18 protein-coding genes and 1 riboswitch are annotated in these 21,533 nt (G+C 46.3%); of the genes, 8 read left to right on the forward strand and 10 right to left on the reverse strand.

The genetic code is table 11. The features are described from left to right. The first annotated feature begins 228 nt into the window (after nucleotides 1-228). From B7990_RS11340 to B7990_RS11370, 7 genes are all read left to right on the forward strand, one after another. Nucleotides 229-813: a hypothetical protein gene (locus B7990_RS11340; RefSeq protein ID WP_088641053.1), complete on the forward strand. Its 585-nt coding sequence runs from the start codon at nucleotides 229-231 to the stop codon at nucleotides 811-813. Between the two features lie 119 nt (nucleotides 814-932). Beyond that, nucleotides 933-2,045, forward strand: a complete 1,113-nt coding sequence (locus B7990_RS11345; protein ID WP_141099271.1) for a hypothetical protein — start codon at nucleotides 933-935, stop codon at nucleotides 2,043-2,045. 56 nt (nucleotides 2,046-2,101) lie between these two features. Then, nucleotides 2,102-3,064 (forward strand): DMT family transporter, encoded by a 963-nt coding sequence (locus tag B7990_RS11350; RefSeq protein WP_088641082.1) that lies wholly within the window; start codon nucleotides 2,102-2,104, stop codon nucleotides 3,062-3,064. A gap of 96 nt (nucleotides 3,065-3,160) precedes the next feature. Continuing rightward, a riboswitch (cobalamin riboswitch) is annotated at nucleotides 3,161-3,354 on the forward strand. Between the two features lie 65 nt (nucleotides 3,355-3,419). Then, nucleotides 3,420-5,465 carry a TonB-dependent receptor gene (locus B7990_RS11355; RefSeq protein ID WP_176407301.1) on the forward strand — a complete coding sequence of 682 codons (2,046 nt, stop codon included), beginning with the start codon at nucleotides 3,420-3,422 and terminating at the stop codon, nucleotides 5,463-5,465. Nucleotides 5,466-5,531: 66 nt separating this feature from the next. After that, a complete protein-coding gene (locus tag B7990_RS11360; RefSeq protein ID WP_088641056.1) occupies nucleotides 5,532-6,593 on the forward strand; it encodes a hypothetical protein in 1,062 nt (353 codons plus the stop codon). 197 nt (nucleotides 6,594-6,790) lie between these two features. After that, the gene (locus B7990_RS11365; RefSeq protein ID WP_088641057.1) at nucleotides 6,791-7,528 is read left to right on the forward strand and encodes a hypothetical protein; all 738 of its coding nucleotides are present in this window, start codon (nucleotides 6,791-6,793) and stop codon (nucleotides 7,526-7,528) included. A gap of 26 nt (nucleotides 7,529-7,554) precedes the next feature. After that, nucleotides 7,555-8,406, forward strand: coding sequence for a fibrobacter succinogenes major paralogous domain-containing protein (locus B7990_RS11370; RefSeq protein WP_176407303.1), 852 nt, complete (start codon nucleotides 7,555-7,557; stop codon nucleotides 8,404-8,406). Nucleotides 8,407-8,418: 12 nt separating this feature from the next. Here the strand turns inward: B7990_RS11370 and B7990_RS11375 are convergent, their stop codons facing one another. Then, nucleotides 8,419-9,558 carry a sigma-54-dependent Fis family transcriptional regulator gene (locus tag B7990_RS11375; RefSeq protein WP_088641059.1) on the reverse strand — a complete coding sequence of 380 codons (1,140 nt, stop codon included), beginning with the start codon at nucleotides 9,556-9,558 and terminating at the stop codon, nucleotides 8,419-8,421. A 366-nt stretch (nucleotides 9,559-9,924) separates the two neighbouring features. Between B7990_RS11375 and B7990_RS11380 the strand changes: the two genes are divergently transcribed. Continuing rightward, complete coding sequence (locus tag B7990_RS11380; protein WP_173468109.1) at nucleotides 9,925-11,982, forward strand: glutamine synthetase III; 2,058 nt, start codon at nucleotides 9,925-9,927, stop codon at nucleotides 11,980-11,982. Nucleotides 11,983-12,194: 212 nt separating this feature from the next. On the opposite strand, the gene B7990_RS11385 is transcribed toward B7990_RS11380, so the two are convergent. The 9 genes from B7990_RS11385 to B7990_RS11425 all read right to left on the reverse strand — a co-directional run bounded on the left by B7990_RS11385 (nucleotide 12,195) and on the right by B7990_RS11425 (nucleotide 21,441). Continuing rightward, the gene (locus B7990_RS11385) at nucleotides 12,195-13,595 is read right to left on the reverse strand and encodes a sodium:solute symporter (protein WP_088641061.1); all 1,401 of its coding nucleotides are present in this window, start codon (nucleotides 13,593-13,595) and stop codon (nucleotides 12,195-12,197) included. Nucleotides 13,596-13,665: 70 nt separating this feature from the next. Then, nucleotides 13,666-14,349: an ABC transporter ATP-binding protein gene (locus B7990_RS11390; RefSeq protein WP_088641062.1), complete on the reverse strand. Its 684-nt coding sequence runs from the start codon at nucleotides 14,347-14,349 to the stop codon at nucleotides 13,666-13,668. Then, nucleotides 14,349-15,539, reverse strand: a complete 1,191-nt coding sequence (locus B7990_RS11395; protein WP_088641063.1) for an ABC transporter permease — start codon at nucleotides 15,537-15,539, stop codon at nucleotides 14,349-14,351. The genes B7990_RS11390 and B7990_RS11395 overlap by 1 nt, the downstream gene beginning before the upstream one ends. Next, the gene (locus B7990_RS11400) at nucleotides 15,520-15,948 is read right to left on the reverse strand and encodes a DUF4418 family protein (protein ID WP_088641064.1); all 429 of its coding nucleotides are present in this window, start codon (nucleotides 15,946-15,948) and stop codon (nucleotides 15,520-15,522) included. Before B7990_RS11400 ends, B7990_RS11395 begins: the two co-directional genes overlap by 20 nt. A 232-nt stretch (nucleotides 15,949-16,180) precedes the next feature. Beyond that, on the reverse strand, nucleotides 16,181-17,125 hold the full coding sequence (locus B7990_RS11405; protein WP_014545834.1) for a LysR family transcriptional regulator: 945 nt from the start codon (nucleotides 17,123-17,125) through the stop codon (nucleotides 16,181-16,183). A gap of 177 nt (nucleotides 17,126-17,302) precedes the next feature. Continuing rightward, entirely contained in the window at nucleotides 17,303-18,517 is a 1,215-nt protein-coding gene (locus B7990_RS11410) for a MalY/PatB family protein (protein ID WP_088641065.1), read from the reverse strand. A 102-nt stretch (nucleotides 18,518-18,619) separates the two neighbouring features. Beyond that, entirely contained in the window at nucleotides 18,620-19,423 is an 804-nt protein-coding gene (locus B7990_RS11415) for an ABC transporter ATP-binding protein (RefSeq protein ID WP_088641066.1), read from the reverse strand. Continuing rightward, on the reverse strand, nucleotides 19,417-20,367 hold the full coding sequence (locus tag B7990_RS11420; protein WP_088641067.1) for an ABC transporter permease: 951 nt from the start codon (nucleotides 20,365-20,367) through the stop codon (nucleotides 19,417-19,419). Before B7990_RS11420 ends, B7990_RS11415 begins: the two co-directional genes overlap by 7 nt. Before the next feature lie 87 nt (nucleotides 20,368-20,454). Next, on the reverse strand, nucleotides 20,455-21,441 hold the full coding sequence (locus B7990_RS11425) for a PLP-dependent cysteine synthase family protein (protein ID WP_088641068.1): 987 nt from the start codon (nucleotides 21,439-21,441) through the stop codon (nucleotides 20,455-20,457). Between the last annotated feature and the right edge of the window lie 92 nt (nucleotides 21,442-21,533).

Raw genomic sequence — 21,533 nt, forward strand, 5'->3', positions numbered from 1 at the left:
TGGTCTAGTAAAAAGAATCCCGAAAACAGCTGAAATTTAGAAAGTATGGGTGAAATTAGGGAAAAGTTATAGATGGTAATAACTTGAAACTATAGCTATCTAATCGATAAAGCGTTTTTTTGGGGTGTAGGATGAAAATGGTAAAAATTATTATCTTTGAATTAGGTTGTTCTTAGGAATGTGGTAATTTGGTGAAATTATCATAAAATAAATGAACAAAGGAGTTTTATGGTGGAATTTTTTAAGAAATACTCTAAAGATATCCGAATTGGTTTGGTTGTCGCAATTATAATGCTGGTACTGACAAAATTGGGTGGATATCTTTTGGAATTAGTGATGTTGGCTATACCAAAAATAGGAATTCCTATTTTTGATTTTTTTGTAAATTTGATTTACAAAAGTGCGGCTTCATATTCTTCATCATCGATGATATGGTTTTTTACCGCAATATTTTTTAGTGTTTTTTTTCTTGTTGCTTTTTATATTGCGATGAGGCCTTTTAAAAAGGACGTTGGGGAACAATTGTATGAGTCTGTTGTGCCATGTAAAGAAAGTAATTCTCGAAAAAATAAAGTGGTTCTTTTGATGTCCATTTCTTTTTTTGATTTTTTGCTAGGTCTATTTATTTTTGTCATTCCTGGTATGTATTATTCAAAATTTGAAAAAAATTTGATTGCTATACGACCATATATCGAAGAACAGGAATATAATCTTTTGAAATCAAAATGGGTGTTGATGAAAGGAAAAAATGATTATTTGATTATAGATGAAACGATTACAAATATTAAAAAGAAAAATAATTTAGAAAAATAAGAAAAATACGTTCAGGTATAGAAAAAATCGATTATGGATTATTCAATTGATGTTGATGAAAAAAAATTTGTTTTAGTGACGATATTTTAAATGATGAGTCACCATGTATTTTTGAAATAATGATGGATATTCCGCCAGTATATTATCTTTATAAATATCATAAAAATGATGACTATGAAAAAACGATTGAAATAACATCTTACTATTTTAATCGTATAAAGCTGATTTATTTGAAGCTAAAAGATGATCTATTTCATCTTGAAAAAAGTATTAATTCAAAATTTTTTCTTGCGTACAAAGAATGGTTTGAATTTTCTAAACAAATGATAAGGCGCTCTTTTGAAAATGAAGAAAGAAATTATGACGAAGTAGAACAAAAATTGAATGAAATTATTTCTTTAAGTGAAGACGATGAACTACAAAATATCATATGGCATAATTTTATGATATTTAAACAGCGGTTTTCTCTTCGTCATGATAATAATGGTTTAAGCATTTTTTCCTATTGGATGGCAAAAAAAGTTAACGATTTTATTTTCAAGCAAAATGAGAACCATGTAAATTTATTACCATTTCTTGAAAAATCAACTTTATTTAGAAAATTATTAACGAAAACAACTATTACTAGTATTGCAAATTCTGTTCAAAATGCAATAAAAAATATAATAAATCATATTCCTAAGCTGAAAAGTCCAGAAAGTTTGTTTTATGATTTAAACAGATTGTTGAATGAATTATATCCAGATTATTCATTGTTGGAACGGTATCAAAATGATCGGGAAGGATGTTTTGCTATTGCAGTGAATTCGACTTGGAATATAGCGTATGCTTTAAGTGGTTCTAGAGATTTTGAACCTGCATTGGAAAATGTTTTTATTGAAATTGAATCTAAACTTTTTAATAACAATTGCGTGAGATGCTGTGTTACTGGTGAAATGCTTTTTTATATACCCCCTTTTTATACTCCAATTAAATTAAGAGATGATCAGGCCTATAAACCAAATCATTATTCATGTTGCGAAAGAAAAATTTTGGCAAATATAAAAGAAAATGATAATACATTCTTTGTTCGTTGGGCTCCTTGTGAAAAGTGTTGCCCTGCGTTGCTTAATCGTTATGAAAAAATATTTGCATATAATGAAAATTTTAAGGAAAGTAAAATTCATAAGAGAACAAAAGTTCAGGAATATAGAATACATTTGAAAAATATGTTTGTTAGTGAGAAGGCTTGATAGATGGGAAAAAATAGAAATAATTGTTATTAATTTTTTTTCTATTTTTCTTTCCGATGAAACCGGCTCCGATTAAAACTCCCGATTCTCTAGCAAGCACTTCGCGCGGCCTTGCTTTTTGGCATGCCCTTGCGATTGGGACGATTGCATTCTGGGGTACGAGTTTCGTGAGCACGAAGGTGCTCTTGAATCACGGATTCTCGGCGGTGCAGATTTTTACGTTGCGTTTTACGGTGACGTACTTGCTGCTGCTTGCGATGACTCATAAAAGGTTCCGTTGCGAAAACTGGAAGCACGAACTGATTTTGTGCTTGTGTGGGCTTACGGGTTGCACTCTTTACTTTTGGGCAGAGAATACGGCGCTTACGATTTCGCCGTCGAGCAATGTCTCGCTGATTGTCTGCACAAATCCGCTTTTGACGATGATTTTTGGCGGGCTCATTTACAAGAGCGAACGCCTTTGCAAGCGACAGATTCTCGGGTGTGTGATTACGTTTATCGGGATGGTGCTTGTTGTGTTGAATGGAAAGTTTATTCTGAAGCTTTCGCCGGTTGGCGATTTGCTTGCGTTCAGTTCGGCATGCATGTGGACGATTTATTCCTTGATTGTCCGACCGCTCAATGGAAAATACTCTACGCTTTTTATAACGCGAAAGATGTTTTTCTATGGCGCGCTCTCGTCAATAATCATTATGCTTGGCGAAACCGCGATTGCTCCAAACGAGGTGGGTGCGGGGCGGTTCCTCGGAGTCCCGTGGCAGAACTTTGCGGAGCCTGTCGTGTCGCTCAACTTCCTTTGCCTTACGGTGTTCTCGTCGCTGTTTGGGTACCTCATCTGGAATAAGGTACTAAAACAACTCGGAACGGTTTTGGCAAGCAATTATATATACGCGATTCCGCTGGTGACAATTATTACGGCGGTCATTGCTCTTGGGGAACGCATCACGTCGGTCGCGATTGCGGGTGCTGTTGCCATTGTTGCGGGCATGGTCCTTGCGGAATGGAAACCGCGAAAGTAAGGCCTCGTGAAAGGGCGATGCCCGTTCGGTGACGGGCATGACAAGTTTTGTTTACAGCGCCCTGAATTGTTTACTATATTTTTCATAGGTAATGCCTTATGCGGTAAAACGCTGTATCGTGTCACCGCTGATGCGATATAAGAGAATCCTGTGAAAGCCGGGAACGGTCTCGCCGCTGTAAGGGAGGACGAAACCAGCATAAACCAATGCTTGCCGCAAGGCGGGTGTGAAGGGGCTGGAAGTAGAGCGATCCCCGAGTCAGAAGAACTGTAAGGCACAACGGGCGCTTTGCGCCACGGGTTGTTAAACGGTGCGAAAGACATCGCTTTGCATAGCCACGCATTTGCGTGGGTGTTTGACTGCATGCTATCGTTCTGGCAGTCTCTTGGGCGTTCGCGTGTGCGCGGCCGTACTGCTTGCGAGCGTTTCTAGTTTTTCCGAAGAGTATATCCAAGATTTAGGCGAGTCCTCTGTTTACGAGACGACGAGTGTTGAAAAGCCTTTGCAGGCGTCATCGAGCTATGCCGAGGTTTTGTCCGAAGCGTGGGAAGGTCGTTCGCTTTCGGCAGCGGAAGTCTTGGCTTCTTTGCCGGGTGTGCAGTACACGCGCCAGGGCGGTGTCGGGAGTTTCCAGACCGTGAGCATCCGTGGAGTCTCGGCAAAGAACATTGTCGTTTGCATGGACGGAATCCCGCTGAACGATGCGTCGGGCGGTGCGGTTGATTTTGGAACGATTGACCTGAATCAGGTTGAAAAAATTGAAGTTTACAAAGACCGTGTGCCTGCGAAATTTGGCGGTCGCGGGATTGGCGGTGCCATTAACTTTGTGACGAAAGGTTCGAAGCCTGCTGAAGCTGTGCTCAAGCCGGAAGATAAAAAGTCGGGCCGTGTGCTTTTGAGCTACGGTAGCCACAACACGTGGGAAGCCTCGACGCAGTTGCTTTCGCGTTTGACGGATAGCGCTTCGGTGAGTGCGTCTTTGTCGGCGCGTCACAGCGATAACGATTACGAGTTTGAAAGCCAGAACGGAACTCAGTACGATCCGGATGATGACTATACGGATACGCGTAGAAATGCTGAATTTACTGAATATTCGGGGCTTTTCAAGGCTCGCGTTCTGCATGCAAGTGGTGTGTTCTCGACGTTGAATTTTAACTTTAGCCGTTCGGAAGGCGGTAATCCGGGTCGCGATGATTACCAGACGTCTGTCGCGGGCTACAAGGGCGAGTTTGCGCAGGCGACATACCGTGCGGAACTCCCGCAGTTGCTCGGTTGGCTCTGGCTTGAATTTTCGCTGACGGGAAAATTTGAAAAGGCCGTCTCGCATTCGTATTATCCGCTCGATCACTTGGGCTATGCTTCATCGGATTTTTTGAAGTATGGAGCGGCCGGCTATAGCCTTATTCCTGAAGTCCTTGCGAATTACTCTGGCGAAAAAATTGAAGCGAACTTGCGCTTGTCGCTGGATATGAGCTACTATTCGGGACGCGGTTCTTCGAAACCTTGGAACTTGACTCGCTACGCGACGACATCTTCGGGAGATGTTTCGTATAACATCCTAAAGACGCTTTCTGTGGGCGGCGAAGGTTCGGCTCTCTTTATTAAGGACGATATTCACGGCGGTGAATATGTTTCTCCTGTAATGACGAAAAAGTTGAAATCGGCTAAAGATCGCGATGTTTCTTTTGCGGGCCGTGGGTTTGTGCGGTATGATGCGCCTGATTCTAGATATGGTGGCAGCTTGAGCTTTGGACGCTTATTCCGTGCGCCGCAGCTGATGGAAATTTATGGTGTTTATCCTGGTATGGTCTCGAATCCGGATCTTCTTGATGAATCGGCTCTCCGTTTTGAGGTGGGCGGCTATTATATGATCCCTAAAAGCCAAACGGTTATTCGGGCCACGTATTTTCAGACGAGTGTAAAGAATGCGATTTGCTGGATCAATAGCGGAAATTTTCTGAAACCGTTGAATGTCGGCAAGTCGCATATTCGGGGCCTTGAAGCCGAATTAGAAAGCAAGCCTAAAAAGTGGTTTACTGCTATTTTACGTGCAACATTCCAAAAAACGGAAGACAAAAGCGAGGAACATTATTATAACGGAAAAATGCTCCCGTATGAGCCGGCGCGTTCGTACTATGCTGAGGCAAAATTTGATTTGCCGTACCATTTTGATTTTATTTGGACGTCGGAATACCGTACGAAGATTTTTGAAGATAGGACAAACCGCATAAAGCAACCTGCGGTGGATTTGCACCATCTTTCGCTAGGTTATAATCCCTTTAATAAAACCAGACTTGTATTTGCGTTGCGGAATATCACGGATGAAAAATATAGAAATGTATATACGCCGTTCCCTACTCCTGGACGAGAGTACAAATTAACATTAACACAGGGGTTTTAACCCCGCGCAGTGAAAACCTTGCAAAACATGTAATGCTTTTGCTGCGAAAACATAAAGAGGTAAACGATGAAAAAACTCCTTACACTTCTTGCAGGCTCTACGCTTGCGCTCTACATGCAGGGCTGCTCGGATAGCGGTACTTCTGCTAATGATGGTAATCCGTTTAAGGCTTCTGTCTATGTTTTCGGAAGCAACCGTTCGGATGCTGGTGAACTCCGCTGGATCGACGAAGATGGCGAAGTCTCTGAAGCCAAGGTTTCGCTCTATCAGGACTCTAGAATTTTCCCCATTGACGGAAAAATCTTTGTTCTTGAAGGTCTTTCTATAGATAACATTTCTGTTTTCGATCCTTCGAAGAACAAGGTCACGGCGCAGATTAAACTGGACGACTCATCGAATCCTGTTGATGTTGTAAAGGCAAACGATGATGAAGTTTGGGTTGCTCTTCAGAATGCTCCCAAGATTGTAAAGGTCTCCGTCGAAAAGAAGAAGGTAATAAATAAAATTAAGACGAAGGACTTCATTCAGGGTAAGGCGATTTCTCCGAACGTTGTTGATCTTGAAGTGACTGGCGACACCTTGATCGCCCTCTTCCAGCGTATGGATGAAAATTGGGGAACTCCTGCTCCGGGCCTCATTGCCTTGTATACGCTTGATGAAGGCAAGCTGCTTGACACCATTAGACTTGCTAAGTACAATCCGCAGACAATGGGCTTTGCTAAGGGCAAGCTTTATGTAGGCTCTATTGCTGGTTATTCGACCGAAGACAATGGCATTGAAGTCGTTGATCTGGCTAAGAAGAAGTCTTCTGTGGTTGTTGACGGTAAGAAACTTGGCGGTGGCGTTTTCTCGATGGCGCTTAATTCGGATGATGGCATTGCATATGTAGCCGTTTATGAAGCTTGGGGAACGATTACTCTTGCTCAAGTCAATCTTTCTGATAAGTCTATAAAGAAGATCAAGGGCATTTCCAATATCATTGGTTCTTTGGCCTATGATTCTGATGCCGAAACCTTGTACATTGGTAACGACGACTATTTTTATAGCTATAAGGGCGACAAGGTCGAGAAAATTGAAAATGCGGCAAAGGATGCTCTCCAGCCGTACGGCATTGCTATTTTGAAGTAATTGAAGGTGGCTCCGGTACTGTGGCCGGAGTGACTATGTGCTTAATTCGAGGCGGCTATTCCTAGCCGCCTTATTTTGTACGTTTTTTAGTTTTTGGAATGTTCGAAAGGCTGGAAAAGTGTTAAATTATGGATATGGCCAACCTAATTTTGGTGGGGCTATAGGTGGTTTTAGATTAGTGAGGAGGTTAAAATAGAATGAAAAAGTCCGTTATGTTTTTTTTAATAGCGTCGTTTTTATTGGCGTCCTGTGCGGATAGTGTTTCTGAAGATCAGACTTTTGGCAGTGTTCTTGTCGATAAGGAAGAAATTAGTGTAGATTCTCTGCTTCTAAGTCAAATAGCGGGATCGAAAAAAATAGATGGCGGTCTTTATGTGTCTTTTTTGAAGCCGAACTCAAAGAATTCTTTGGATACGGTGACTGTTTTGACTTCAGAAAATAAAGTTCTTTATTTGAAGGATAGTTCCTTCAATTATGTTGCTGCTTATGATTGTCGTAATTCTGACGCTAAATCAGATATCGCTGGTGGTTATGACACAATGTTTGTTAATTATGGTGAATCTAAAAAGATGAGCTATATACCATATCAAAAAATACCTTCCATAAACAAGCAACTTCTGAAAAGTGTGCTTTCGGTAATCTCCAAAGAAAAAGACCATGTTTTGTCAGATACGATAGTTTCAAGTTATAAATTAAAAGCAAAAAATTTTATAGATGGAATTGAATTTGTTGATGCGAGCGATTATCCTGAATATGTGGATGATCCTTGCCGTGGTCATATGGAATATCCAGAACCGTTGGAAAACTGGAAATATTATTTAGAGAATGTGAGTCGAATTACTTTGCCTAAGGATACGACTGTTGATTGGATTTTAGTATATACTGATCAATATGGCCGCAGTGATTCGTTGACGATAACAACGCAATTTAAATAGTTGTGTTTTTTTTGAAGGAGATGCAAATGAAAAGTCTCTATCGCGTTGCTTTGTTTTCCACTTTGATTCTTGTCGCTTGCGGTGATGATGACTCTGGCAATCCTTTTGTTGCGAATGAAGATTCGTCATCGTCATTTGTTTTACTGTCATCATCGTCATCCGTTGCTGAATCAAGTAGTTCTAATCATGAAGAAAAGAAAAAAAATCTTTCTTCATCCTCGGCTCCGATTGAAGATCTATTCAGCAGTAGCAGTGAAAGTGCTGTCAGCTCTTCAAGTGTCCAAAATGAAGAGTCTTCATCGTCTATAAAAGTGGATTGGCCGACGGATTCTATAATTGATGACCGCAATGGTCAGAAGTACAAAATTGTGAAGATTGATAGGCTATGGTGGTTTGCTCAGAATCTCAATTATGAAACTGAAAATAGCCATTGCTATAATGATTCTACGAAATATTGCGATAAGTATGGACGCCTTTATACGTGGGCTGCTGCTGTAGGCAAATCAGAAGAAGAATGCGGAGAAAGACATATTTGTAATCTTTCTTTGCCGGTGCAGGGCGTATGCCCTCCGGGTTGGCATGTTCCTTCAAATTATGAATGGAATGATTTGTTTGTTTTTGTTGGAGGTGACAAGGTTGCTGGCGAGGTCTTGAGGAATTCTAGTGAAGGTGGCTTCGCGTTGCTTTATGCTGGTCGAATTAATTTTGCGGGTGATTTTATTCAAGAAGGGCGGAGTGCATGTATATGGAGTTCTAATGAAGTAGGCGAAGATGATTCTTACTACGTGGATTTTTATTATACCTTTAGCAAAGTCTTTTTAAAGGATGCCGATAAGACGGACGGCTATTCTGTTCGCTGCGTGAAAGACGAATCGTAATTTTTGCAATTTCTAGTTCGAGGCGGCTATTCCTAGCCGCCTTATTTTGTATAGCATCATGCGCGGGCTTACGGAAAGGTCGCGGCCGGCGGCGCTCATGTTGCCGTCATGACGGCGGAGTGCTTCGCTTAAGATTTCACGCTCGTAGCTGTCCATCAGCGTGGCGAGCGGGCTGTTGCCTTCGGGGAGTACGGACGTTCCTGACGTGACGTCGGTTTGCAGCGTGGGCGGCAAATCGTAGGCGTTGATACAGACGTCTGTTGTCGCAAGGCATGCGTGCTCGATGCAGTTTTCGAGCTCGCGGACGTTACCGGGCCAATGGTAGCTCATGAGCATGTCGATGGCGGGCGAACTTAAACGCAAAATTTTCTTGCCGTATTTGTAATTCATCTTTTCGATGAAATGGTCTGCTAAAAGCAGAATGTCCGTCTTGCGCTGGATGAGCTCGGGGAGCGAAATCTGGAAAATGTTCAGGCGGTAGTAAAGGTCTTCGCGGAACGTGCCATGTTGCATCATGGCTTCGAGATTCTTGCCGGTGCTTGCGATGAGGCGCACGTTGCAGCGTTGCTCGATGTTGCTGCCGAGACGCTTGAAACTTTGTTCTTGAATAAATTGCAGAAGCTTGATTTGCGCGGGGAGTGGCAAGTCGGCAACTTCGTCTAGAAAGAGCGTGCCGCCGTTTGCTTGTTCGGCCTTGCCGATGTGGCGGTTGGTGGCGCCAGTGAAGGCTCCGCGTTCAAAGCCGAAAAGTTCGCTTTCAAAAGAGTTCGCGCCTTCGGTGAGGGCGTCGCAGTTGAGCGCTACGAATGGGGAATCTTTGCGTTCCGAAAGTTCATGGATGCTGCGGGCAACGTATTCCTTGCCGGTGCCTGCCTTGCCGCGGATAAGGACTGTTGCTGCGGTGGGGGCGATTTGGCGGACGAGCTTGCTCACTTCGCGCATTTCGCGCGTGTTCCCGATGAGTTCGCCTGGAATGCCTTCAATGACATTGCGGATTTTCTGGCATTCGATTTGGTGCTGCTCTTCGACGGTTTCGAAGTTCTTTTTTAAAATCCCGTGGATGCTCTCTAAAAGCTCGCCACGCTTGCGAACCTTTTGGATTTTCTCGACGATGGCCGCGAAAGTCGTGTTTTCAAGAGCTTCGATATCCATTTTGCTTTTCGGGGAATCTCTGTTGCTGCATCGGGCCGTTTTTGGCGACCCGACGCAGCTCTAGGAGAGATGAACGTGAATAATATAGTAATAAATTGCGTTCTTGTTTTACAAAAATGTAATAAAGTGATATATTTTTACAAAAATGTAATGAAATGGGGCGAAAATAGGCGATTTTGTACGGTGCAAAGGGGTAAAAGCATTGCTAACTTATAGTTCGTAAAACAAAAATCGTCCAATTTTACTGGATTTTTCGCCACAAGTGGCTCAGAATGACGGGTTGAACGAAAACATTAAGGGTAAAAAATGAACAATAGTCGTAATAAGGCCATCTACGATATCGCTACGGCGCCGGTGAGTGCTGTGATGCCTGCCGCTCCTGCGAATGTCGATTTCTATGGCGAAGACGTTTTCAATGCCGATGCCATGCGCACCTACCTCCCGAAGGATATTTGCGAGAAGTTGCTCGCAACAATCGACGAGGGCGTGGCTCTTGATCCGAGCATCGCTGGCGATGTCGCTCACGCTATGAAGCGCTGGGCAATGGATCGCGGCGCGACGCACTTTACGCATTGGTTCCAGCCTTTGACGGGGTCGACGGCCGAAAAGCACGACAGTTTTATTGAACCGTCTGGTGGCAAGGCCATTATGGCTTTCAGTGGCAAGAATTTGATTGTGGGCGAACCGGACGCTTCAAGCTTCCCGAGTGGTGGTTTGCGTTCTACGTTCGAAGCTCGCGGCTATACCGCTTGGGACCCGACTTCACCGGCTTTCATCAAGCGTCACGGCAATGGTGCTACGCTTTGCATCCCGACCGCATTCTGCAGCTACACCGGTGAAGCTCTCGACAAGAAGACTCCGCTTCTCCGCAGCTTGCAGGCTCTTTCCAAGTCGACTCGCCGCCTCATGACTTGCTTTAAGGCTGGTCCGAAGAAGACGACTGTTACGCTCGGCGCTGAACAGGAATACTTCCTCATCGACAAGAGATTTTATCTGCAACGCCCGGACCTGTACCAGGCTGGCCGCACGATTTTCGGTGCAACTCCTGCAAAGCACCAACAAATGAATGACCATTACTTTGGCAGCATTCCGAGCCGCATCTTGAACTTTATGAACGATGTGGAAAAGGAATTGTGGAAGCTCGGCATCCCGGCAAAGACCCGTCACAACGAAGTGGCTCCGGCTCAATTCGAACTTGCTCCGCTCTTTGAAGAAGTGAACCTCGCTTGCGACCACAATATGCTCGTGATGGAAACGCTCCGCAATGTGGCGGACCGCTACGGTCTTGTTTGCCTGTTGCACGAAAAGCCGTTTGCTGGCGTGAACGGTTCTGGTAAGCACAACAACTGGAGCCTTTCTTACGGTAAGGGCAACTTGCTCAATCCGGGTAAGGACCCGCACCAGAATGCCGTGTTCCTCACTGCCATTTGCGCCATCATGTACGCTGTCGATACGCATGCTGATTTGCTCCGCATGACTTGCGCAGGTGCTGGTAACGACCACCGTCTCGGTGCTCACGAAGCTCCTCCGGCAATCATCTCCATTTACCTCGGCGATCAGCTTATGGACGTGATTGAACAGCTGGAACAAGGCGTGCCGAAGTCTAGCAAGCAGGCCGGAGCCATGAAGCTTGGCTCTGATACGCTCCCGCCACTCCCGCGTGACGCTACGGACCGCAACAGAACTTCGCCGTTTGCATTTACGGGCAACAAGTTTGAATTCCGCGCACCGGGCTCTAGTCAGAGCTGCTCTGAACCGAACGTTGTCCTGAATACGATTGTCGCGGAAGCTTTCGACATGATTTCGGAACAGCTCGAAAAGCTTGATGACAAGAATTTCCACACGGGCTTGCAAAAGATTTTGCAAAAGATCGTGAAGGAACACAAGCGCATTCTTTACAATGGCAATGGCTACACCGAAGACTGGGTGAAGGAAGCTGAAAAACGTGGCCTCCCGAACATCCGCACGTCTATGGAAGCGCTCAAGGCTTTGACGAAGGAAGAAAACATTGCGCTCTTCGAGAAGTATGGCGTGATGAACCGTGCTGAAATGGTTTCTCGTTACGAAGTGAATGTGGAAGATTACCACAAGCGCATCCATATCGAAGGTGAAATCGCTCGTGACATGGCAAAGAACATCATTTTGCCTGCTGTTGTCGAAGCATACTCCAAGGCGCTCAAGACAAACGAAATGGCTCTCAACCAGGGCTTCCCGGGTCTTGATGGTTACGCCAAATCGCTTGGCGAAGGCATGAACCGCTTGCTCGCCGCAATTGACGTGATGGAAAAATCTCTCGGTGGACTCCACGAAGGCATTGTCGATGCGATTGCCGCTCTCCGCAAGGAAGTGGATGGCCTTGAAAAGATTGTGCCGAATGAACTTTGGCCGCTGCCGAAGTATCGCGAGATGCTTTTTATTTACTAGTAGACAGTAGGAAGTTAGAAGTAGACAGAAGAGTCGCGGGCTTTATGCCTCGCGACTTTTTTCTATGTCATGCCCGCCTTGAGCGGGCATCTCCCTATAATTATTTTGATAGAAAATGCCGCGCCTCGTCATCCTGAACGGCGGAGGTGTGATATATGAAACTAGGCTCTTTAGAGCCTTAGTTGAATTAGGTTCGTAGGAGCAGGATCCAGTTATTTTTTCTTTAAGCTTGCCAACGCAAACGCAAGCGATATCGCAATCCCGACAAGTGGCAAGTAAGCGGGACTTTGGATTTTTGCAGTCGAAGCGAGAATCGCGGGAATGAGCCCGAAGAGTCCGCCGATAATCACGCCTGCGTACCAGAGCGTTTTCTTGACTTTGAACTCTTTGTGCGCAATAATGGCGACTGCGAGCGGGGCGACGATACCTGGCGTGTAAACGGAATAGGCCATTGTCAAAAGCCCGATGATATCTTTGCCCTGGAGCGCAAGGTAGGTGGCGATAATGCCGATGACAACGACTGAAATGCGCACGACGGAAATGCGGCGCGTGTTCAGAATGTCGCTCCCGAAAATGGCGGCGGAATTGATAAGGCATGTATCTGCCGACGAAAGGAGTGCTGACAAAAGCCCGACGGAAAGGAGTGCTGCAAGCGGGAGCGGGAGCACGCCGGAGGCGAGGCGGAACAGCGGATTCGTGGCGGAGCCTGCTGTAGCAGGGGCGTAAGTGGCGGCCCACATGCCGAGCAAAACGATGATCACGCTAAAGACGAGGATGGCGAAACTGCCCGCAACAACGGCTTTGCGTGCCGATGTTGCATCTTTAGCGACGAGGTTTCTGGAGATGACGTCGGGACCGAGGAAGTATGCTCCGCCGATAGTGAACAGCATGATGGCTAAATCGCTGGCGCCGAACTTTTCGTTCAAAAGATTGAAGTTGCCGAAAGTCGTGAGACCTGCGTTGCCCGCTGTCGAACTGCTGGCGGCGAGATTTTCCGCGGCTTGTAGTGCCGCATTTTCGGCGCCCGAGAAGCCGCCGAAAAGATAAACTGCGGCGGCGAAAAATCCGAGCGTCAAAATTCCAAATTGCAAGGCGTCGGTACGGACAACAGAAAGTTGCCCGCCCAATAGCGTATAGACAATGACAATGACGGCGGTAATCAATACGGATTGCGTCCCGGCATCGTGACCGAGCACAAGGCCGATGAATCCTGCGACGGCTGCAAATTGTGCGGCGATGATTCCGATCCACGAAACGGCGATGATTAACGCAACGAGTTTTCGACCTGTTTTCCCGACAGTCTTTTCTGCAATTTCAGGAAGCGTACGCACGTCCAGATCGTGAACGGGCTTGCTCAAAAATGCGGCTTGAAACCAAAACCCAATTGCTCCAACGGCGAGCCACCAGAAGGCGGCAAAACCGATGCTCTCGGCACGTGCGGCAATGCCCACCGTTGCAGATGCCCCAAGGACGGTTGCCATGAGGCTCATGAATACAAACGGGGAGCTTTGCTTGCGACCTGCAACAACGTAGTCGTCAAAATTCTTCACTTTAAATAAGTCTCGAATGCAGATGAAACCGAGAACAAAGAAGTAAATGAGTAATAGTTTCATATCGACATGAAAAGGCGATGCCCGATTAAATCGGGCATGACAGGTTTACGACGTTGTAAAATTAGAAATTTTAGAGATTGCCGTATTCTCCGATGTCGGGGATGAGTGTTCCCGATTTCATGTGGTACGTGCGATTACTGTAGCCAAATGCCGATCGGTCGTGCGTGGCGACAATGACTGCTGCGCCTGATTTTGCAAGCCTTCCGAAAAGACTGAAAACCTTGCGGCTGTTGTCTTCGTCGAGATTGCTTGTCGGTTCATCGGCGATAATCAAATCGGGATTGTTGACAAGCGCACGCGCGATGGCAACGCGACGGAGTTCTCCGCCCGATAAGTTGGCGGGGTATTCGTTTGCCAAATGAGCGATGCCGAGCTTTTTGAGGAGACTCTGGATTTGCTCTTTGTCAATGCGGCGTTTGTAAAGGCTTGCCGCAAGTTCGATGTTTTCGGTCACGGTGAATGCGGGCAGGCAGGCTGCGTTTTGCGGAATGTAGCCGATGCGCTCGTTGCGTAACTTTGAACGGTCTTCGTCATTCAAGGTGTAGAGTGGCTGCCCGTCAATGACGATGCTGCCTGAAGTGGGTGCGCTGATGCCTGCGAGGGCGTTCAAAAGCGTACTCTTGCCGCTCCCGGATTCTCCGAAGATGACCGTGTAATCGCCTGACCAGGCGAAAAAATCGGCGTTGTTGACGGCAGGGAACTTTTCACCGCGTCGGGTATATTCTTTTGTAATGTTGTTACCATTGAGTATCATTAAGTTTCCTCCTTTAAAGCCGAGTAAACATCTAGACGGCCAACTTGTTTAGCTATTCGATAGGCGGCTCCTGTGCCTGTGATTGTGGGAATGAATATTGCAGCGATGATAATCGCAAAAATGGTTAGTGCGCTCGGAAGCAAGAACGGTACGGATAAACTGTCGATAATGAACACACGGAACGATAGCGTTGCAAATACGCTGATGAACGTGCCCACGACAGTGCCGATGATGGTTGCTAGCAGTGATTCTCCAAGGACGATGTGTTCCAATCTCTTTTGCGTGAATCCAATGACGCGGAGCGTTGCAAATTCGCGCTTGCGCTCGTTTGTAGAAATCGAGAAAGCGATGGAAACGGCGGCGATGGCAACAATCAAGAAAAATACGGCGATTACCCAGACGATGATCTTGAAAGAGCTTGCCGTGGCGATGACGGTATCGAATAAGTCCTTGCGCGGAATCACGTGGATGTTGTCGAATTTCTCGTGAAGCGTCTGCGATATTTTTTCAAAGTCTGCGCCTTTTTCGAGATTCGCAAGAATCGCGGAAGGTTCGCCTTCGGAAATGAAGTTGATACCTTTTTCTTTCGCTGCTTTCTGCAAGATTTCGATGGTCCCGACATCGGCAAAAATGGCTTGGTCAAGCTTATTACCCATGCGTTCTAGGTGTGCTACGACAGTAAATTCCTGATCGAAGAACTTGATTTTCCCGGATTCATCGACTTGAATGTCGCTACCCGCGATTACAGAACCAATGGGAAAGTCTTTCTTGTATGTTTTGCGAATCCACGGCTTGATGGTAAAATCGGTCTTGGAATCGAAACCGATGATGTTGACTTTTTTATCGCAGCAGCTAGATCCGAGCGTGGAAAAATAAAATTGCGATGTGGCAATTTTGATTCCTGGAGTTTTTCGAGTGAATTCGAGAATTTCTCGGGGGAGCGTACGATGGCTTAATTCGCCTTGCAATAGAACGGGTTGGTCTTTTGCTTCGCTGCCGTACGGGACGATGAGCAAGTCTGCGCCCATGCGCGATGAAAGCTGCTCCAGGCCGGCGTCAAGGCTTTCAGAAAAAAGAGCGCTCGATAAAAGTGTTGCCGAAGCGACTGCGGTTAAGATGACAAGTCCAATGCTTCGGAACGGATGACGCCAAAAGTTTGTATAAATAATTCTAAGTATGATTTGATTCATTTAAAGTCTCCTGTCGCGTTATACTGCGATTCAATAAGTAAATGCTGTTGGCGATTCCAACGAGCGCAATGATGATTCCTGTGATTTGCAAAACCGGGGAAGAAATGGAATGACAATGCATGTGGGGTGCTGCGCAAACGCCTACGATCACGGCGGGCACAAGGGCTGTGAATACACCGCCTGCAATCACTGCTGCCGATAAAACCTTTTGTGCCTTCGGAATGGCGATATAGGCAATGCCGAAAATCGCGATGACAATGCCGATGATGCCGTCAACACTGGAGGTCTTTTGGCAGCGCATGATCATGTCTCCATGACCCGAGCAAAATGGGAGCAGAACAAATGAAAGTAGCGAAACGAGAACGCCAAATGCAATTGCTGTTGCGCCGAATAAAATACCTTGTTTCATAATGACCTCCTAGTTGACTTTGTGCTTTTGTTCGATGCCAAATATAGAAGGCAAATATGAGTTTGTCCAATACTTTATTTTTAGCGTGTTTTATAGCTTTTTGCTATAATAAGACGTGTATGGAGATGCCCGCTCGGTGGCGGGCATGACAGATTAATGGACGGGCATGATAAAAACGTAAAAACGCCCATCGGGGATGATGGGCGTGGTGCAATGAGTTTGTACGCGTGTGTTATGCGTTTGGATTGTGCTCGGCGGTGTATGCCTTGAGGTATTCTTCCATCTCGCGGATGTAAATGCGGCAGATGGTGCTGAGCATAAAGTTCTTTTTGGTGATGTAGCCGATTTCCATCGAACGGTCGTCTTCGCCTTTCGCATCCTTGAACGGCACGGCAACGTAATCGGAACCGTTGATTTCTTCGCTAATGATGCCGGAGCAAAGCGTGTAACCGTTGAGACCCACCATCAAGTTGAGCATTGTAGCGCGGTCATTTGCCTTAATGGTTTTGTGGTACTCGTTTGTACTCAAGATTTCTTCGGCGAAGTAATAGTTGCCGCTTTCGCCCTGTTCAAAAGAAAGGCACGGATAATCCGAAAGGTCTTCGAGATTCACGTAAGGCTTGTTCGCGAGCGGATTGTTTTTCCACATGTAGGCGTAAGCCTTACAATCAATCAGCTTCTGGAAAACGAGATCGTGTTCCTTGAGCAGATATGTGATGTACTTGCGGTTGAAATCACTCAAGTAGATGATTCCGATTTCACTGCGGAGGCTCGTCACGTCATCGATGACTTCTTTGGTCTTTGTTTCGCGGATAGCGAATTCGTAATCATCGATGTTGAACTTCTTGGCCATGTTCACGAAGGACTTGACGGCGAAGGAATAGTGCTGCGTCGAAACGGCGAAACGCTTCTTCTTCTGTTCTTCCTTGCTGTAGCGTTCGAGAACGGACTCGTAATGGTTGTAAAGTTCGTTCGCGCGGGCGATGAATTCTTCGCCTTCGGGCGTGAGCGTGATGCCGCGGCTTGTGCGGTTGAAAACGGTTATGCCGATTTCATCTTCGAGTTCGCGGATGGCTGTCGTGAGCGACGGTTGGGATATGAACAAGGATTCGGCGGCCTTGTTGAAGGAGCCTGCTTTTGCAATCCCGATGGCGTAACGTAATTGTTGTAGTGTCATGTTCTGTTTATATCCTTTCTTTGATTTGTCATTCCCGACGTGATCGGGAATCTCCATTGGGAGTGCTTGTGGTAAATATAAGAAATTTAGCGGTCTTATCCTATACGTATAGTAGGAATATTAAAAAAAGAAGAACCCCCAGGTGGATTCTAAGCATCCCGGGGGCTCTCGTTGCTTCTATTTGATAGAATCAAGCGCAACTTTTAATCTGTTGAGAGCCTCCGCGAGTGTACTTCGTGGACACGCAATGTTTAAACGCTGGAACCCTGCGCCGGTCTTTCCGAATTTTGAGCCGCTGTTGAGCCAGAGCTTTGCTTTGCGGAGGACGAGACTGTCAACCTGTTCACTCGAAAGTCCGGTGCCGTTAAAGTCTAGCCAAGCAAGATATGTCGCTTCCATTGGCAAGAGCTTGACGCCTTCTAATTTTTCACGAATAAATTTGTCTGTATAATCAATGTTTCCCTTGATATACTTGAGGAGGGCATCGAGCCAGACGTCGCCCTTGGAATAGGCTGCTTCGGCAGAGACGATTCCCTGAATGCTGACTTGGCTGTAGCCTGTTGCATTGATCTGGTAGCGGAGCGCTCGTCGAATTGTAGGATTTTTCACGAAGGTGTGAGAAATCTGGACACCGGCCAAGTTGAACGTTTTTGTCGGTGCGGTAACGATTATGGAATTGTCTGCGATTTCTTCGCTGAGGGAACCGAATACGGTGTGAGTACCTTCAAAGACAAAGTCACTGTGGATCTCGTCGCTTACGACGAGGACGTGGTGCTTTAGGCAAATCTCGCCGATGCGCAAAAGCTCTTCGCGGGTCCAGACGCGGCAAACGGGGTTGTGCGGGCTGCAAAGCAAAAAAAGCTTGATGTTGTTTTCGACAATCTTCTTTTCAAAATCCTCAAAGTCAATATGATAGCGGCCGTCTTCGCCATATACGAGATCGTTGCTCACGACTTTTCGTTCGTTGAATTCAATCACATCAACGAAGTGCATGTAGACCGGCTGCTGTATGAGTACCGTATCGCCGACGTTTGTGAATGCTTTCACGGCCATGCCGATGGCAAACATCACGCCGGGCGTTTTTATGACCCAGCGCGGGCTTTCGATTTCGTAATTGTGATGGCGGCGATAAAAATCCTGAAGAATGCGGAAGTAATCTTCTTGCGTTTCACTGTAGCCGAAAATTCCATGTTCTGCGGTACGGATCAATGCGTCCTGAACGAATGAACTTGTCTTAAAATCCATGTCCGCAATCCAAAGCGGAAGAATGCCGCTTGCGTCGTCGCCGGGTTTCACAAGTCCGCGTTCTACAAAGAAGTCGTACTTGATGCTTTTCGTATGGCGACGATCAATAACGGTATCAAAATCTAAATTTCGTTCTTCCGATTGCATACGCGGTAAAATATAGAAGTTCGCTATAGCTTTGTCCAATACATTATTTCTAGTATGTTTTATAGGATTTTACTATAGCGGAGTTTTTTTTGTCAATGTTTTTTACAAGTAGTATTCCGGTTCTGGAATCTTTCCTGCAAAGTTCAGGATTTCAAGAATCTTTTTGCGGTACAAGATGAATGTGTCTTGCGTGCGGATTCTCGGGAATGGCAAATCGATATGGATGACCTGCTCGATTTTTGACGGGCGGGCCTTCATTACGACGACGTAATTGCTGAGGTAGAGCGCTTCATCGACATCGTGCGTGACCATCACCATTGTTGTCTTGTACTTTTCCCAAAGTCTATGGATTTCATCTTGCATGGCCATGCGCGTAAATGCGTCCAATGCACCGAGCGGCTCGTCCAAAAGCAGAATGTTCGGGTGCCCGACAAGTGCTCTTGCAAGGCTTGCGCGTTGATTCATGCCGCCCGAAAGTTCGTGCGGATACGATTTTTCAAAACCCTTGAGGCCAACGGTTTCGATGAATTCGTCAACGTCCTGCTTGTGTTCCTTGTAGATGTGGCGGGTCTTTAGGCCGAGCGCGATATTGTCGCGGATGTTGAGCCACGGGAAAAGCGTTGCTTGCTGGAATGCAAAACCGCGGTCGGCTCCGGGCTTTGTGACTTTTTTGCCATCGACAAAAACTCCGCCAGAAGTGGGTGTGGCAAGTCCTGCGATTTGTCGCAAGAGCGTTGTCTTTCCGCAGCCAGAAGGTCCAATCAAGCTGACAAAACTTCCAGGAGGAATATCAAGATTGACGCCGTTTAAAGCGGTAACGGTCTCGCCCTCGTTGCTAATAAATGTCTTGACGAGGTTTTCAATGTGAATTGCTCCTTTTAACTGTTCTTTATTTTCTGTTACCATTTTAACGTACCCTTTTGCCAATTCAAAACTTTATCGCGGAACTTGAAGAGAAGTGTGAGGATGAGCATGCAGTAAACGGCGATGACGATAATGCCTGCGTAAACGCCGCTGTAGACGAGCATTGCTTTTTGCCAGGAGATGTACCAGCCGATACCATATTTGGCACCGAACATTTCGGCGGTCATGAGTGCCAAAAATGCGTTGATGATGCCGTAGAAAACGCCGAGGAAAATCGAGGGCATCGCAGCCGGGATGCCGACGCGGAATACCTGGAATGCACCGCTTGCGCCGAGTGTGCGTGAAACTTCAAAGTATGCTTTCGGGACGCTCTGGATTGCAGAACTTGTCATCAATGCGACCGAGAACCATACGGAAAGTGCGACAATGAAGACGCTTGCGCCAAAGGGCGTCGGGAAAATTGTGAGTGAAATCGGGATCCAGATTGTAGCGGGAATAGGGCCGATGAGCTTGATGTAGGGATTCACCCAGTAATTGAATTTTTTGCTGAAGCCGAGAAAAACGCCTGTGATAAATCCGATGACGGAGCCATACACAAATCCTAAAACCAATAGCTTTGTAGAGTGCCAAATGCATTTCAGGATGATGTCGTAGCCTTCGAAGAACATCGCCAAAATGTTGTCGTATTTCGGGAAGAACAAAACGGGCAAAAGAGCGTACTTGCCGATGGCGATATCGATAATGGCGACAACAACGCCGACGCCGCCCCAAAACGGGCCGGAATGTTCAAGCTTCGCTCTGAAATTTTTCAAAAAGAAGGAGACTCCGCCAATAATAAATGTGACGGTCAAGAAAAAATACAGAAAGTAGCTGTAATAAGTGTCTTCGGCTTCGGGGTGTTCAATGTCGTCTTCAATCAGCACGTGGACGAGAAACGCGATAACAGTGCCTAGAAACGGCAAAAATCTTTTTAGAATGCTAATCATTTCGTCTCCTTTGTATAACAGTCGCTTTGAAAAAAAAATGGCCCCCTCCCATGTGAGGTTTCGGGAAGGAGCCAAACGCAGTGAGTCTTACTTCTTCAATGCGTAAACCTTGGTGGAGAGGTATTTGAAGCCGTTGTCTGCGGTAATGACGACAACGTTCTTGCCCTCGTTTTCCGGGCGGGCAGCAACGATGGATGCTGCGTAGATGCCTGCTGCGCCAGAGGTTCCGAGGAACACGCCTTCGTGTTCGGCAAGTTCGTGGGCAACGCCTGTAGCCTGGAGCGTAGAGACTTCGATGTATTCGTCATAGATTGAAGAATCGTTCAGTAGAGGAGGCGGTTCCGGGACGTTTGCGAACGGGGCGACGCCATCGATCACGCCGTGTTCTTCGGCTTCCGGAGTGAAGAAGCGGGAATCCGGAGTGGCCTGCACACCGACGATTTTCACGTTCGGATTGTGTTCGCGGAAGTACTTGGAAAGACCGTTGAGCGTACCGCCCGTACCCGCCATGGAAACGATGAAATCTACCTTGCCATCCGTATCGGCAACGATTTCCGGGCCGGTGGTGTAGTAATGGGCGAGCGGGTTGTTTTCGTTTTCAATCTGGTTGATGAAGAATGCGTTGTGTTCTTCGGCGTACTTGCGAACGTCGGAGAGCAAGACGGCGACAGAGAAGGAGCCTTCCTTCAGGAGCTTGCTTACGTTCGGGAGGGAATCGTAACCGAGGAGCGTTGCACCGTAGGTCTTGATCACTTGTACGCGTTCTTCAGAACCACCCGGTTCAAAGAAAACAGTAAGCTTGTAGCCCTTGGCGGCTGCGATAGCGGCAAGGCCGATGCCCGTGTTACCGCTTGTGATTTCGACAATTTCTCCACCCGGCTTGAGCTTGCCTTCGCGTTCGGCTTCTTCAATCATTCTGAGGGCGGCGCGGTCCTTCACGGAGCCGGATGGGTTGAAGTATTCGAGCTTCGCGAGAATGTGTGCCTTGGCGTTGTGATTTTTCTCGAAGTTGTGGAGTTCGAGGAGAGGGGTATGACCGACAAGTTCGGTGATAGAATGGTGAATATTGGACATCGTTACCTCTTTTTTTAAAAGTTTTACTCTACATTGTCATCCTGAACGTAGTGATATACGAAACTTGTCAACTTGTTGACTTAGTTGAGTTA

Source organism: Fibrobacter sp. UWB4 (assembly GCF_002210345.1).
GTDB lineage: Bacteria > Fibrobacterota > Fibrobacteria > Fibrobacterales > Fibrobacteraceae > Fibrobacter.